10 protein-coding genes and 1 pseudogene are annotated in these 15712 nt (G+C 57.7%); 8 read left to right on the top strand and 3 right to left on the bottom strand.

Annotated features, from left to right (window positions below; all coding sequences use genetic code 11):
* Nucleotides 1-331 precede the first annotated feature (331 nt).
* Nucleotides 332-766, bottom strand: a complete 435-nt coding sequence (locus tag CFB18_RS15670) for a class I SAM-dependent methyltransferase (protein ID WP_200808201.1) — start codon at nt 764-766, stop codon at nt 332-334.
* A 499-nt stretch (nt 767-1265) separates the two neighbouring features.
* On the opposite strand from CFB18_RS15670, the gene CFB18_RS15095 reads away from it, so the two are divergent.
* From CFB18_RS15095 to CFB18_RS15105, 4 genes are all read left to right on the top strand, one after another.
* The gene (locus CFB18_RS15095) at nt 1266-3692 is read left to right on the top strand and encodes a hypothetical protein (protein ID WP_143597603.1); all 2427 of its coding nucleotides are present in this window, start codon (nt 1266-1268) and stop codon (nt 3690-3692) included.
* A gap of 921 nt (nt 3693-4613) precedes the next feature.
* Entirely contained in the window at nt 4614-5216 is a 603-nt protein-coding gene (locus CFB18_RS11935) for a class I SAM-dependent methyltransferase (RefSeq protein WP_088572031.1), read from the top strand.
* Nucleotides 5217-5258: 42 nt separating this feature from the next.
* A complete protein-coding gene (locus tag CFB18_RS15100; protein ID WP_143597604.1) occupies nt 5259-6749 on the top strand; it encodes a hypothetical protein in 1491 nt (496 codons plus the stop codon).
* A gap of 784 nt (nt 6750-7533) precedes the next feature.
* Nucleotides 7534-8055 (top strand): peptidase associated/transthyretin-like domain-containing protein, encoded by a 522-nt coding sequence (locus CFB18_RS15105; protein ID WP_143597605.1) that lies wholly within the window; start codon nt 7534-7536, stop codon nt 8053-8055.
* 216 nt (nt 8056-8271) lie between these two features.
* Here the strand turns inward: CFB18_RS15105 and CFB18_RS11940 are convergent, their stop codons facing one another.
* On the bottom strand, nt 8272-9219 hold the full coding sequence (locus CFB18_RS11940) for a glycosyltransferase (RefSeq protein ID WP_088572032.1): 948 nt from the start codon (nt 9217-9219) through the stop codon (nt 8272-8274).
* A gap of 125 nt (nt 9220-9344) precedes the next feature.
* Between CFB18_RS11940 and CFB18_RS11945 the strand changes: the two genes are divergently transcribed.
* The 4 genes from CFB18_RS11945 (at nt 9345) to CFB18_RS11960 (ending at nt 15111) form a co-directional block, all read left to right on the top strand.
* On the top strand, nt 9345-11231 hold the full coding sequence (locus CFB18_RS11945; protein WP_088572033.1) for a glycosyltransferase family 39 protein: 1887 nt from the start codon (nt 9345-9347) through the stop codon (nt 11229-11231).
* Between the two features lie 184 nt (nt 11232-11415).
* The gene (locus tag CFB18_RS11950; protein WP_088572034.1) at nt 11416-12021 is read left to right on the top strand and encodes a histidine phosphatase family protein; all 606 of its coding nucleotides are present in this window, start codon (nt 11416-11418) and stop codon (nt 12019-12021) included.
* 255 nt (nt 12022-12276) lie between these two features.
* Nucleotides 12277-13239, top strand: coding sequence for a ribose-phosphate diphosphokinase (locus tag CFB18_RS11955; protein ID WP_088572035.1), 963 nt, complete (start codon nt 12277-12279; stop codon nt 13237-13239).
* A 12-nt stretch (nt 13240-13251) separates the two neighbouring features.
* Nucleotides 13252-15111: a glycosyltransferase family 39 protein gene (locus CFB18_RS11960; RefSeq protein ID WP_088572036.1), complete on the top strand. Its 1860-nt coding sequence runs from the start codon at nt 13252-13254 to the stop codon at nt 15109-15111.
* 51 nt (nt 15112-15162) lie between these two features.
* Here CFB18_RS11960 and CFB18_RS15395 read toward each other — a convergent pair.
* Nucleotides 15163-15712 (bottom strand): annotated as a pseudogene (locus CFB18_RS15395) (hypothetical protein); the annotation flags it as partial.

Raw genomic sequence — 15712 nt, forward strand, 5'->3', positions numbered from 1 at the left:
TCCGCAGAGGCTCGGTCCATCGCCAAATCTTCGAACGCGATAGGATCTTCGGATCCTGCTGGGTCTGCAGCATGGACGCCTGTTCCTCCCGCCGAGCCAGCTGCTCTCGCCATTCCAGCAGGCGGCTCCGGAGCTGGGTGTTCTCCATCCAAAGCCGCCAGAACTTGCGCTCGTAGCGGCCGATGAGGCGATGGAGAGGTTCCGTGGACCTTCGGAACCGGACGGCCCAGGGCGCGATGAAGGAGGCATCGAAATCCACATCCCGGAAGAAGCCCCTGCGGGCGAACCGCTCGGCCCAATACTCCAGCGGCTGGACGTTCAGGTGGGTGGGCTACCCGAAGTCATAGGGCGTCGATGAGAACAGGATGTCGTCAGCAGCCTGGCAGAGGTGATCGATGGCCTTCTCCACTTCAGCGGGAGGGAGGTGTTCCAGCACCTCGATGCAGACGATCAGGTCGTAGCGGCCGGGCAGCGGCTCGAGGATCGAGGCCTTCCAGACGTAGGGCCGGATGTCCTCACAGACGTGTTGAAGGGCGTACTCCGAGATATCGATCCCGAAGGCCTCCACCCCGCGATCGCGCAGGGCCTTCACCAGGAAACCCATCGCACAGCCGACATCCATGACCGTTCGCGGTCCGATGTCGGCGACGATGCGATCGGCGATCCGACCGAAGAACTCCAGCCACTCGGGGCTTCGCTCGTAGGGCCGGCCACAACAATGACGGAAATACCATGCATCATACCAGGCTTCCGGGGATGAAGGCATCTCTTCTCCTCGCTTTGCGGATTTTCCCCAACTATAGAAAATGGGTCTGGGAGGATTGTCAAGCCCTGGGGACAGCTGCTGGTCCGTCGAAGGGTGTGCGCATCCATGGTAGAATCGCTGAGTGGCTTAGGCGGTGGATCTCTTTTGGCTCCTAGGGTTACAGGGGGTGGTCGAATCGATAGGCATAGGGACCCGGCGAGATGTGCAGGGAGATCTAAGCCCGGGCCGCTCGGAAGGGCTTGCTAGCGCTACAGGTATGATGAGGAAGGCGAGTTCTCTTCAGATCTGGATGGTCTAGGCTTCAGAGGTGAGAACAGGCTTTCCGCTTTGCTTCGATCACTGAAGCGGCGGGACGATGATGGCACTTCTAGCTGGGGGCGCTTCCGACTCTGGAGCTAGTGGTCGGTCAAACGTGATTTTATGGGTATCTACCCCATCATGGCGGCCATTTCGGCCCACAAAAACAGACTTCACTAACCATTAGTGAAGGGGTTGGGATATGGATGGCCGAGGTGGGGTTGGGGTTGGAAAAAACTTGGTAAGTAGCCTGGTGGTGAGCTTTCATAGGCCTTATGGACCATGGAAGGAGAAAGTTGTTGCACTCCTTCTTCTTGCGCTTTCGGTTCTTCTGACCGGATGTTCGTATTTTGTGGATCGAGATCAGCCTGTTGTTGCACATGAGACCCTACTTCGGTGGGAAGCTGGCCATACGGTTGGACAGACTTTCGTTGCCCGACATGGAGGATTGAGCGGAGTTGAAATCTACATAAAGCCGGGCTCAGGAGGCCACACCCTTGTCCTGCATCTACGTGAGAGCCCTCTCCATCAAGTGGATTTGAGAACAGCTCACATTGCTCTACCTCCTGGTAGTCCTGAAGGCTTCTATCGCTTTTCATTTCCTCCTATTCAAAACTCACATACACGATATTATTATTTCTTTTTAGAGCAAATAGGAACCGATCCAATCATAATACCAATCGCTGATCTGACAACGTATGCGGATGGTACCATGTATTATGATCACAAGCCAGAAGCTGTTCAAGCGGCCTTCCGACTTGTATACGATATGCTTTATATAGCACTTGACCTGTTATTAATGACATTTTGGTGGATTGTGTGGTGCGGTATTGTGATTATAATTCTATTTCTTTGCGGCTATATGATAGTTCGTAGATGGTCTAATGAGAGAGGTTTGGATTTTACATCTACATTGATCATAAGCGCGGCAAGCGCCTTGGGTCTGTGGATGGTGATCTTGGTATGGATGGATGTGGTGGGTGTCCGCCTCAATAAAACAAATGTCCGATTGATTGTGGCTGCGGGCATTCTCATAGGGTTGATTTTCTGGATTCGGGATCATCATCTTTGGCGGCGTAGGACGTATTGGCTCGGTGAGGATCCGTGGGCCACCTTGGCAGTTTGGGTAGCTGTGCTGGCTGCTCTCGCGTTACGCCTTTTCGTAGGGCGCGGGATGGTAATGTTACCGGGCAGTGATACCTATCATCACACCTTGATTGTTCAGTTATTTGAAGAACAAGGAGGTATTCCTCGTTCTTATGACCCTTATGCTCCCTTAATTAGCTTCTCTTATCACTTTGGCTTTCACAGTATTGTGGCCCTTTTCCGCTGGCTATTTGAGACGGACTTGTTGAGCACTACGAAGGTGGTGGCCTTAGTGTTAAATGGAACTATTGCGGCCACCGCTGGTTTTGCCACTGAAACTTTAACACGCAATCGGTGGTCCAATGTCATTACGTCTATTTTGGTCGGATTGATAATGGTCTCTCCTTTTGCGTTGCTCCGCTGGGGACGCTTCACCCAGACTACAGGGATGTTTTTCCTTCCGCTGGGAGTCCTGATCGCATTAGCAGGAGGAGAGATAAGCAATAGGATATGGCCAATATTCATTATCGTTGGCATGGGGCTTAGTCACACGCGGGTTACCTTTTTCTGGTTGCTTTTAATGATGCTTGTGTTCTTCAGGCAGATTTGGATCAATAGATGGTCAGAAGTAAAGCGCTGGGTGCGAATGGGGGGCATTAGCTTGGCCTTAGCCTTACCGTGGTTATTGCGCGTGATATGGGTGCATTGGGACCCACAAGATATGCGCATAACTTATCCGATGTCGTATGGATACCATGATTTAATGCGATTGGAAGGAATTGTTATTTTGTTCCCTACGAATTGGTTGGTGGTAATAGGAGGAATCTTACTGACAAGGGTTGCCTTACTAAGTGGACGGACTTTTGGAATGCATGTGCTGATCGGATGGATTTTCTTCTTGATTGGAGCAGTGACAATCATTGCGCGAATTGGAATATGGATCTGGGACATTCCTACCACTATACTTTCTCTTTCGATCCCTTTAGCAGTCCTAGTTGGCGTGAGCGGAGATATTGTTGGAAAAGTCCTTCAGGGAAGAGTAAGGTTAATGGGCCGAGCCATCCTGATTACGATCTTGGGGCAGGGAATCTTGTTAGGAGTATTACATCTTCCACGGTTGATCTATACTGGACTGTTCTATTTGCGGCCTGGCGATCTAATTGTTATGCAATGGATTCGTGAAAACGTCCCAGAGAATGCGCTTTTCTTGATTGATATGGTAGAATTTGATTGGTCTCCAGGATGGATGGTTGGAATTGATGCGGGATATTGGATCCCATTATTAACTCATCGGGCTACTGTATTGCCGCCAATGATATATTCGCTTGAATGGGCGAGTCCATCGCTTTCACAAAATCTAAGTCTTGTTTATGATATTGCAAAAAACTTAAGAGATGATCGCAAAAATTTATGCAAGAATTTTAAGAGGTCGAAAATAACACATATCTTCTCGTTTAATAACAGGTTTGATTATACTGGTATCGAGTGTGTTGTGGTTTTATATCATCAAGACAGAGTTCGTATTTTTGAGATTGTCAAATAATTTAAAATTCTGTATCGAGCTTGTCTCAAAATTCCAGCGCTCTGTTGGAATATATGTTTCCTTAGAGGGTTTGTTGAGAAAGGAAGATAGATAATGTTTTGGAAGTTCATCAATGGACAGTAGGCGTTCATCGAGCTGCGCTACTGCCCAAGGCCAAGGCTGGAAGACCCTGGATCGATGGGCATAGAAGGCGGGAAGGGACCAAAGGGGACGCTCTGGTGAACCGGGAAGGGCTTCCGTTTAGTGTAACCGTGGGTCCGAGGAATGCGCATGATAGTCGCCAGTTTGGGGAGGTGCTGAAAGGATTTTGACTCAAGAAGAAGTAGATGCAGACGCGGTCGGGGGAGTCTATAGGGATGGGGTGTATGATACACGGGCGATTCGGGGGGATTGCGGCAGCGGGGGATTCGGGTCGGCCTTCCGAGGAATCCGCAGAGGAGGAAGGAGACCCGACAGGGAGTGTTGCTTTCCTTCGATCCGAAAGTCGGGAGGTTCGAGGCAGTGTGGAACGGTTCTTTGGCTGGCTGAAAGGGGGGCCGAAGGTTAACGGTTTGGCATGAAAGACTGCTTGCTACCTTCGGGGACTTCGCCTTCCTCGCCTGCTCCCTTATCGCCTGCAGAGTTTTTGAGATAAGTTCATAAATAAACACATCAACTTTTGGGCTGGTAAGCTTTTATCTGATACTAGCATGTGTCTTTTCGATGTAAAAGCCTTGTGTTAGGAGATGTGAGAAGTAGAGCCTCCCCAGGCTCGCTTGATGACTTCCAGAGGGAGTAGGCATCGATTAATACAAAAGAGTTATTGACAATGACCGATTGTGTTTCTATCATGACATAGAAGCTAGAGGCTTTTGATTTCTCTGAATAACGCTGCTTGGTGGCAACTATTTTGCAACAGATCACATTTCTGGGGAAGCAACAATGTCTAAGGATGTTAAGGCAGGTCATTATTTTAATAAACATGAGTCTACAAATCCTTTTATCAGGATGGTTGTAAACAAATACCGAAAAACTTTGCAGCGGTTGATTGTTGGTCTGCCTATTAGCTCTGCATTGGAGGTAGGTAGCGGAGAAGGATATATTTTATATTATATTCGAGAGGTAAGACCAGATATTCTGCTAATAGGATCCGATATAAGCGAAGAAATGGTGCGCTTGGCCCAGAATCGGCATTGCGGAATTATCTGGTGCGTTGCTGAAGCAGAAAATCTTCCGTTTTTAGACGACTCGTTCGATTTGGTAATAGCTTGTGAGGTTTTAGAACATGTTTTAGACCCAAATATTGTGCTTAAACAGTTAAGGCGGGTTAGCAAGAAATTCTGCATTATTAGTGTGCCGGAAGAGCCTTTGTGGAGGATACTCAACATGTTGCGTGGAAAATATTTACGTGATTTTGGAAATACGCCAGGACATATTCACCACTGGTCAGCAGATGGTATATCACGTCTAGTAAAAGACTATTTCGATAGTATAGAAGTCGTAAAGAGCGTTCCATGGGTCTTTTTGCGTGCTATTAAAAATTAATTTAATCGACACGAACAAAATCTTTTAAGGAGGTATGAGAAAATGAAAAATATTCAGAGGGTCGCTCGTGCGATTTTGGTCATTTTATTCGCTTCGGTAGGTGCTGCGCCTACTTCAGCATTACCAAGTGGCACTTGGAATACTGGCATAAAAGTTCAGAATCTGAGTTTTACTTCGTCTGCTAACATTATTGTTACACTATTTAATCAAGACGGTAGTATAGCTTACACGTTAGATAAGACTGCCAACAACAACCTGCTACAGGCACCTCCAGGCGGCTCTGTGGAAATTTATCTTCCGAATTATCCTAATGTGAGTTCTGGCAAATATTCTGCTGTGGTTAGCTCAGATCAACCTATTGGCGTGATTGCTACGCATACTAATTATGATTATGGGCTTGCTGATTCTTACAATGGTATGGAAGGGGCAACGCAGGTTTATGTTCCTTATGTTTATCATAATCACAATTATTGGTCGACCGAAATTTTTGTTCAAAACACAAGCGATTCTGTAGTCGCACATGTTTATGCAACATTTTCCGACGGATCTAAAACTCTCCAATTTCCTCTTGTGCTTCCTCCGCATGGCATGGGTTCATTTGATACTAGTCGGCCTGAGTACGATGTTTTGGGTTGGTTTATTGGTTCAGCTATAATCACCTCGACCGAAAATGTTCCTTTATCGGTTTTAGTTAATGAAAGCCGTATTGTTGGGGCTGGAAATGCGAACGGAAATGTATTGGTGAGCTTTCGTGGACTGACTCAATCTGATGCAGGTAAACGTGTTGTGCTCCCTTCTCTTTATAAAGAGTTCTCTGGCGTGAGCGGCACATGGCGTTCAGGGATTAAAATCCAAAACACAACAACTTCATCTGTGACAGTTACGGTGACTTTTCTTGCTGATCCAGACAGCCCAACTGGTCCTTGGATGGGCAAGCGAAGCAATCTAAATATACCGGCTTTGGGATCTGTTGAGTTATATCTACGAAATGCTGGGATTTTAGATGGTGGAGCATCTATTCCTAATATGTTTAAAGGATACGGTATAATTGATGTAATTGAGCCGACTGACGGAAAAGTGGTAGCTACTGTTATTCATACTAACTACGAAGCTTCGGGGGGCAAAGGAGTTGCAGTAGGATATTTTGGTATGGCTAGCGGGGCGAGTCGCCTAAGCTTTCCTTCTCTATATGGTCGCTGGCCTTCCGGGGCAGGTCAGTGGGTCTCAGGAATCAAAATCCAAAATATAGGAACAATTACAGCTACCGTTACAGTCAATTTTATGAGCGATCCAGATATTTCTAATCCCTCATGGGTTGGACAACGAAGTGGAATTTTGCTTGGGCCAGGACAAGCGATCGAGTTATATCTAGCTAATCCGATCTTAGATGGTGGTCAATATGTACCACCTGCTTGGAAAGGATCTGCTTTGGTAACTTGCAGCGAGCCAGGATGCGAGCTTGTGGGGACAGTGATTCACGCCAATTATGGTCGTAATGTTGCTAATATGTATATGGCAATTCCGATAAAATAGGAAAAACTCTCTTTTGAAAACTAAATTGTTGGGATTTGGAACAAGGGATTCAGTATAGGGCCTAGGTACCGGATCAGAGACATCAAGATCTGGTATCTAGGCTCTATGTTTGATTCGGTCCGACAATCCAAAGTTGTTTTAACTATGTTCGTTCGTATTGGCATAGAGTACCTAGGCCAATTTAGAGTATAATGGAACCAGCTTAAAGGATCGAAACCCCCTCTTACCGTCTGATTCTTTGCTTAGTTGTCTCAGAACACATGTGCAATTGCCTGAGAAGCGCCTTATGACGATTAAACGGCCCACCGAATTATCTGGCTGGTGCGGGAGCAGAGGCTCCACCTAAAAGCTGTACACATCGGGATAAGGCATGGTCGAGATCGACGAAATTAGCGTTACAGCCGGACATAAGGGCTGGACTCTCCGCAGGGATCCTCGAGCCTGCTCATCCTCTCTCAACGGCAGGAAAAGATGCGTGGGCGCGGGCAGGGGAGCGCCGCCCAGGACTGCCTGGCTGTGGGGTTGATGCTTGGCCGAGAACAAGGTGGCCTTGTCTTAGCCGTGATGCTCAACTTGGAGTGTGGAAGTTTAAAGCCGATGATAATCTAAGTGATTGCATCGGAGAGCACGATTTACATGGATTCGGTCAAAGGCTCCAATTTCGTGGGGAAGTGAGGGTATCATCATTAGTAATAAAAACCTGACAAGAGCCCGTTGAAGTCCGTCCGTCTCCGACTGTATGCATCATTCCTAATACGAGTGATTATATTTATGTGAGGAAAAAATGACTTATAAAAACATTTTTGTTTGTATAATTCTTTCTGTTATTTTGGCTATTTCATGTCAAAAGAGAGATTCTTTGGTTCTGAGCCCGTTCGTGCAGGAAAAGCAATCTTATAAGCTAAGCGAAATTCATGAACAAATAGAACTCGAACAAGGAAAAATCTCTAGACTATCGGACTATATCCCTACACCTTTTCCTGGATATGGTATTGTAACCGGAAAAATAGTAACAAAAGATCCGGCCAGAATGATCGGCTTGAGTATCTTTCTTGGTGATATTATAATTATAAGTGAGAACAGGCATGGAGCATTTTTGGACAAAAAAAGGGCTCCTATAGGTATTTTCGATTATACAACAGGACGGTTTATTTTCGAGAAAGTTCGCCCTGGGATTTATGCTCTTATTATTTCCGAACCCGAAAGTGGAGGTTGGGTATATATGACTAATGAGGGTGATGTTGTGGTAATTAAAGTATTGGAAAACAAAATTACAGATTTAGGAGAGCTTACATTTGATCGATAATCTTGTCCAAAGGTGTATCGCTCTGTTGTAGTACGCTGTAGCATACTATTTAAAGATCTGTTGGAGAGGTGAATGGCGATAGGGTTTCGAGAGTTAACAGATGAGCAGAGACCTTCTTGGATTTGACGCTAATTGCGCTTTTCCCCGTGTTCGTTCGCTGTTAACCTCCTGGTTGCCGAATTTCAACATGGTGTTGCACAAAATGGGGCATCGGGGCTAAAGCCGGGTCTCCAACTCCCGTAGTCGACGCATGATTTCTTCCAGCAGTCTCCGGTTGTCGCCGATACGATCGGCCAGGAGGCCGAAGAGGAAGATTAAGAAGGCGAGAATGATGGAAAGGGTAGCGACGATCAGGGATTGCAAATGGCCCCGCAGGGCGAAGCCCTCGGTGACGAAGAACCAGGCCAGCCGGGCGAAGAGGATCAGGCCGATCAGCCAGAAGGGGAGTGAAATATAGAAAAAGGCCTTCAACGGCTCGTAGCCCGCGTAGACTCGCACCAGCGTGGCCCCTTGGCGCTTGATGAAGTCCCACACTCCGTGATGCAGCCGCGAGGGCCGCGGGGTGGGTCGGGCGCGCACCGGAACGTGGGCGACGGCCAGCCGCCGTTTGCCCGCTTGGATGAGGTGCTCCACAGTGTAAGAGAAGTCGGTGAGCACGATGAGGCGCAGGGCCGCCTCCCGGGTGTAAGCCCGGAAGCCGCTCGGCGCATCCGGGATCTCCACTCCAGAGGCCCAGCGCACAACCGCCGAACCCAGGGCCGAGAGGGCCCGCTTGGGCCAGGGGAAGTGTGTGAGGCGCATCACCTGCCGATCACCCACTACAAGATCCGCCTCCCCCCGCAGGATCGGGGCGATCAGGGCCGGGATGTCCGCCGGATCATACTGGCCGTCCGCATCCAGGTTGACGATGAGATCGGCCCCCAGGCGCAACGCAGCGTCCATCCCGGTCTGGAAGGCCGCCGCCAGCCCCCGGTTGCGCCGATGCCGGATCACCACGTCCGCCCCCGCCGCCCGGGCGACCTCCCCCGTGCCATCGCGGGAGCCGTCGTCCACCACAAGGACTGTCACCTGATCGATCCCCGGGATCCGGCGCGGGATCTCCTGGATCACCCCGCCGATGGTCTCCGCTTCGTTATACGCTGGGATCTGAACAACGAGATGCATCCCACCCTCCTCGGCTTCCTCCTAAGGATGATAGTCCCCCCATCGGCTTCCGCCAAGGGGCGGTGGCGATCTCCTGCTGTTCTCGTTACACTCCTCTTGATCCAAACGCACCCGATGGGGAGGCAATGGAAAGGGAACACCGCTGGGGACGCTGGGGGCTCTTGGTAGGGCTGCTGCTCCTGGCCGCCGCCCTTTATGCGGACCGCCTGGGCGGTCCTTCCCTCTGGTTCGACGAGGGATGGTCCTGGCATCTGGCCCGGATGTCGATCCCCGCGATGCTGCAGGCCACGGCGGCGGACCGCAGCCCCTTCCTCTATTACTTGTTTCTCCACTTCTGGATCCGAGCGGCCGGGGAGAGCGAGTTCGCCCTGCGTGGGCTGTCCGTGGCCTTCGGCCTCCTCGCGGCCGCCCTGGTCGCGCGCCTGACGGCCCGAGGCTGGGGACAACCCGCCGCGGCCTTCGCGGTCCTCACGATGGGGCTCTCCCCTTTCTGGCTCTACTACGTCCAGGAGGCCCGGATGTATGCGATGCTGGCCGCCGGCGTCCTGGCCCTCTGGGCGGCGACGGAGGCGGCGCGCCGCCGGCCCTCCTCCCGCCGCTTCGCCGTCTGGACCCTCCTGGCGGCCGGGACGGCCCTCACGCATTACTACGGGTTGTTCCCCGTGGCGATGATGGCGGCGGCCCTGGGCGTGGGGAGCCGGCGGCGTCCGGAGGCCCTCCGGCGATGGGGATGGAGCATGCTGGCCCTCATGGCCCTGGTGGGGCCCTGGCTGGCCTTTGCCCACCCGCGGTTCCTCCAGCCTGAGGCCTTCATCCGGCCGCCGATGACGGCGGAAGGCCTGCTGCAGGAGCTGGCCCGAGGCTTCTGGGGCGGGGAGGGCATCGCCCGGCTCGCCGGGCTGCTGGCCACGGCCGCCCTGATCCGCCCGGATCCCTTCGTCCGCCGATGGGCGATCGGGACGCTGGGGACCTTCGGGCTGATGATGGCGGTGCTGCTGACCCTGTTCGCCCGCTTCGCCGTCTTCCACCCGCGCTACGCCATCTTCCTCTGGGCGATGTGGATCCCCGGCGTCGGCGGCGGGGCCGCCCGGCTGGGAGAGCTCCTTGGCGCGCGGATCCGGGGGATCCCTCCTCCCGCCCGGGGATGGCTCGGCGCGCTGGCGCTCCTCCCCCTATGGGGGATGATGGCCGCTCCCTGGCGGACGTGGTGGGCGGATCCGGGCCACGGCCGCGATCCGTATCGAGAGGCGGTGGCCCACGTGGCCCGGCAGATCCGGCCCGGGGAGGCCGCCCTCGCCCTGCGGGCCAACTGGGCCGTTCTGTACTACTGGGAACGCATGGGAGTTCCCGCCCCGCTATGGATGGGCCCGGAGTCTCCGGTGTGGGACGAGGCGGCTGTCCGCGCCGCGCTGGAGGATGCCCGCCGCCGCTATGGCCCCGCGGACGGCCCCTGGCGCCTGTGGCTCTTCGGCTGGCAGCAGGAGGTGGTGGACCCCCTGGGGCTGTTCGACGGGCTGCTGCTGGCGAACGGCTTCGAGGTGGGGGGGCAGCCCTTCGGATCCTTGTGGGTGGCCTATTACGAGACGTGGCCGCCCTTCCAGGGGTTCGCCTTCACGCCCTTGAAGGCGGATTTCGCAGGGAAGATCGAGCTGCGGGGCGTTGGCCTGCGCCGGCCGCGCTGGCCGGGGGATGTGCTGGGGGTGACTCTGTGGTGGGCCCGGGCGGGGCCGGTGCCCCAGGCCCCTCGGGTCTTCATCCATGTTCTGGACGCCTCCGGCCGCCTGGTAGCCCAGCGGGACGGGCCGCTGCCCAACGATCTGACCCCGATCTCCACTTGGCCCCCCGATCACGCCTTCCCGGTCTTCACCCGGGTGATCCTGCCCCGGGAGCTCCACGGCATCTACCGGATCCGGGTGGGTCTGTATGACCCTCGCTCCGGAGCCCGATGGCCGGTCCAGGTGGATGGCTCCATCGGGGATGGCGTGGAGGTGGGGACTCTGGAGATTCCGTAACCCCGTTGGCCTGCGCCCCACCGAAAGGGGAACAAAATGCGTGGAGGGCTCCAGAGATGGGGTATACTCAGAGCACGTCGGGGAACCCGGTGTGGAATCGCCGGACGGGGACGTTGGGCCTCAAGGGATGCGGCAGGCAGGAAGCTTTCCGCAGGGGTGAAGTCGGGTCGGGAGAACCGCTGAGATGCCGGAGCGGCTTTACCTGATCCGGCACGGACGCACGGCGTGGAACGCCGAGGGACGGATTCAGGGGTGGGCGGACGTGCCACTGGATGACGTGGGCCGGGAGCAGGCCCGGCGCCTGGCGGAGCGCCTCCGGGCGCGCCCGCCGGAGCTCATCCTCTGCAGCCCACTGTGGCGGGCCTATGAAACCGCCCGCATCCTCGCCGCCGTCTGGGAGGTCCCCATCGAGGTCGATGAGCGCTTGAAGGAGCGAGGCCAGGGGCCCTTCGAGGGACGCACCGGGGTGGAGGTCGCCGCGCTGCAGCAGGCCTGGCGGGAGATGGAGCGGGATCCGACGGCGGAGATCGCGGGGGTGGAGCCCCGGGCGGCGTTCGCCGAACGGGTGTGGGCGGCGATGGAGGCCGCGATGGCGCGGCCGGAACGGACACTGGCCGTGGTGGCCCATGGGGGGACCTTCAGCATGTTCTTCCGCCAGTGGCTGGGCCTCCCCCTCGATCGGCCCTCCCCCTTCCGGTTCGACAACGCCTCGCTCACGGAGCTGGCCCTCCGCGACGGCCGCTGGATCGTGGTGACGCTGAACGATACGTGCCATCTGACCGATCTGTAGGCGCACGGCCCCTCCGTCTTCCGTGACGGAGGGCCGTCCACGAACATGGGTGCGCCGGGGGCTTGGGAAGCCCAGCTGGTGCGTTCGGGCTGGAATTCGCAGTCGCCCCCTTCGACGTGGCCTCGTCATACGTCCACCGGTTCCTCTTTCGGAATCGTCGCGGATGCCTCCCTTTTCACGCCCCTTCTTTCGGATTCCGGGGATCCCGACTATGATGGATAAGCTGCGTCATCCTGACAGGGAGGTCGTTCGCGAATGCCCGGGCCGTCATGGCGCTATGGGGACCTGATCCTGGTGGCGGGCTCCGGCCATCCGCAACTGGCCGAGGAGATCGCCGACTGTCTGGGGATCCCCCTTCTCCCCCGCGAGATCATCGTCTTCCCGAACGAGAACATCTTCGTCCGCCTGCTGGCCAGCGTCCGCGGGCAGGACGTGTTCGTGATCCAGAGCACCGCCTCGCCGGTGAACTACAACATGATGGAGCTGTTCATCCTGCTGGACACCATCAAGCGGGCCAACGCGGGCCGCATCACGGCGGTGATCCCTTACCTGGCTTACGCCCGCAGCGACAAGAAGGATCAGCCCCGGGTGCCCATCACCGCGCGCCTGGTGGCGGATTTCATCGCCGTGGCCGGGGCCGATCGCTGGGTGACCATCGACCTCCACGCCAGCCAGATCCAGGGCTTCTTCAGCATCCCCGGCGACGAGCTCACGGCCTTCCACTTGCTGAGCGATTACCTACTCGAGAAGAACTTCTCCCCTGAGGAGGCAGTGGTGGTGGCCGCCGACTTGGGGTTCGCCAAGAAGGCCCGCAACTATGCGGCCAAGCTCAATCTGCCCATCGCCTTCATCGAGAAACGCCGCACCGGCACCCAGACGGAGGCCCTGACGGTGATCGGCGAGGTGGCCGGCCGGAAGGTGATCCTGGTGGACGACGAGGTGGACACGGCGGGCTCGGTCAGCGGCGCGGTGCGGGTCTTGAAGGAACAGGGGGCGGCGGAGATCTACCTCTGCTTCACCCACGCCGTCCTCTCCGGTCCCGCCGTGGACCGCCTGCGGGCCTTGCCCATCCGGGAGATCATCTGCACGAACACCATCCCCATCCCACCCCATAAGCGACTCCCGAACATGACCGTCCTCTCCGTGGGGCCCATGCTGGCCGAGGTGATCCGCCGGATCCACGAGGGCCGCTCGGTCGGCCAGCTGTTCAACGAGTGAGGGGGGACGGGGATGGGGCCGGCCGGAGGGGTCCGCCGGAGCAGGACCCTCGGATGGATCGGACTTGCGGTGTTGCTGCTGGGGATGGGGCTCCGGTTCTACCGGCTGGACGCCCAGAGCCTGTGGTATGACGAGGGGACGTCGGCCGGTCTCAGCGCCAGCCCTGTCCGGCGGATCGTGGAGGCGGCGGCCCAGGATATCCATCCGCCGCTTTATTATCTGCTCCTTCACGCCTGGGGCGCGGCCGCCGGACGTTCGGTCTTCGCCCTGCGGGCCTTCTCCGCCCTCGCCGGGGTGCTGCTGATCGCGGCGACGGGAGCGATGGCCGCCCGGCTGTTCGGCCGCCGCGCCGCCGGCCTCGCCATGCTGCTGATGGCCGCGCATCCCCTGGCCGTCTACTATGCCCAGGAGGTCCGGATGTATGCCCTTCTGGGCCTGTGGGCGGCGCTGCACTCCCTCTTCTTTCTGGCCTGGCGGGCGCGGCCCCGGCCGGGGCGGGCCCTGGGCCTTCTCCTCACCGGGGCCGCCGGCCTCTACACCCACTACGTGTTCCCGGCGATCCCGGCCGCCCACGGCCTGATCATGCTCGGGGAGGCGATGGCGCGGGGCCGGTGGCGGCGTCTGGTCCGCTGGCTGGGGTTGCAGGCGTGGATCGGGCTGGCCTTCCTGCCCTGGGCCCCGGCCGCCCTGGCCCAGCTCCGACAGTGGCCGGCGCCGGCCCCGGTTCCCCTCCCCGAAGCCCTCCAAGCCATCCTGCGGGCCCTGGGCTGGGGGATCACCCTGCCGCCGGAGGTCCCTCCGCTGGTCCTTATCATCCCCCTGGGGGGGATCGCCTTCGCCTTCGTTGGATCCGAACGCCGGGGTGGGGGGATCGGGCTGGCCCTGGCGCTGGCCCCGGTGGCGCTGGTGCTGGGACGGGGGGCCTATCGGGAGGCCAACCTCAAGTTCTTCATGGCCGCCCTCCCGGCCTTCGTGGCCCTCTGGGCCGCCGGCCTGGCGGCCATAAGGAGGCTGCAGGGGGCGGCCGGGAAGGCCGTCTTCGCCCTCGCCCTGGGGCTGGTGGCGCTCCCGACGGGCCTCAGCCTGCGGGCCCTGTATTTCGACCCCCGTTTCGCCCGGGACGATTACCGGGGCCTGGCCCGGGCCCTGGCGGCATGGGTCCGGGCGGGGGATGGGATCCTCCTCTACGCGCCCGGCCAGGTGGATGTCTTCACCTATTACTGGCCGGACGCCCCGCTGGTGCCGGCGCCCCGGGGGCGGCCGCCTGCGCCGGAGGAGATCGAGAGGACACTGGGCCCCGTGCTGCAGGGGCAGGGCCGGCTGTTCGTGCTCTGGTATGGGGAGCGGGAGGCCGACCCGGCGGGACAGGTGGAGGCCTGGCTGGACGCCCATGCCTTCCGGGCAGAGGAACGGTGGGTGGGACGGATCCGCTTCGCCGTCTATGGGCTGGGGACGCCGGAGGAATCGCCCGCCCCTGAGGTTCGGTTCGGGGAGGCCATTGAGGTGGCGCGGTATGGGCTGACAGCCCGCCGGGCGCATCCGGGCGATGTCATCGGCTTGGCGGTGCAGTGGCGGGCCCTCAGGCCCATCCCCGTTCCCTACAAGGTGTTCGTGCACGTGCGCGGCCCCAACGGCCGACCGGTGGCGCAAACCGATCGAGAGCCGGTGGGCTGGCGGCGTCCGACCTCCACCTGGCGCCCGGGGGAGGTGATCTCGGACGGCTACGGCGTGTGGCTGCCGCCGGATCTCCCTCCCGGGCGTTACCCCCTGGTCCTGGGCTTCTACGGCCCGGACGGCCGCCGCCTTCCGGCCTTCCTCCGGGGGCAGCCGATGGGGGAGGAGTGGCCGATCGCGATCCTGGAAGTCGAATGATAGCGATCCCGGATGGGAACCGGCCGCTGCATTCCCGAGGTGGGCAGGGGATCACTCGGGGATTTCATGGGGCGCGTAGGGGCGGCCGTCGGTGAGCCACCAGACCCCCTGGTCCCGGGCGGCCCGGGCCGCCAGTGGGTGGATCTCGGGGCCTGCCGCCACGGGGATCACCTCCGCCTCCGGCCGGGCCTTGCGCAGGATCTCCGCCCGCTCGACCGCCCGCTCCACATCGTCGGTGTCTACCTTCGCGGAGACCTCCACCACCAGGAAGGCCTCGCCGCCGGTGGCCCGGGAGCGGCCCCGGACCAGGACGTCGGATTCGTCCAGCTCGGCAGCCTCCTCTGCAGTTAGGCGGCCAGCGGCCTCGGCCTCCCGCAGCAGCTGTTCCCGCTCCTCCACGGAAAGGATGTGGGGGTCGAGGAGCAGGTGGCGATAGCGGCGGGATCGGGTGCGGTAGCGGTCCTCGTGGATCCAGCCCCGGGTCAGGCCATCCAGATCACTCACTCGTTGGGTGAGGGCCCGGATGGCTTCGGCCATCTCCGCGAAGCGGCGGTCGGTCTCGGCGCGTTGGGCGACGAATTCCTCGTAGTGTCGGCGTTGG

It is taken from the genome of Thermoflexus hugenholtzii JAD2, from assembly GCF_900187885.1.
Lineage (GTDB): Bacteria > Chloroflexota > Anaerolineae > Thermoflexales > Thermoflexaceae > Thermoflexus > Thermoflexus hugenholtzii.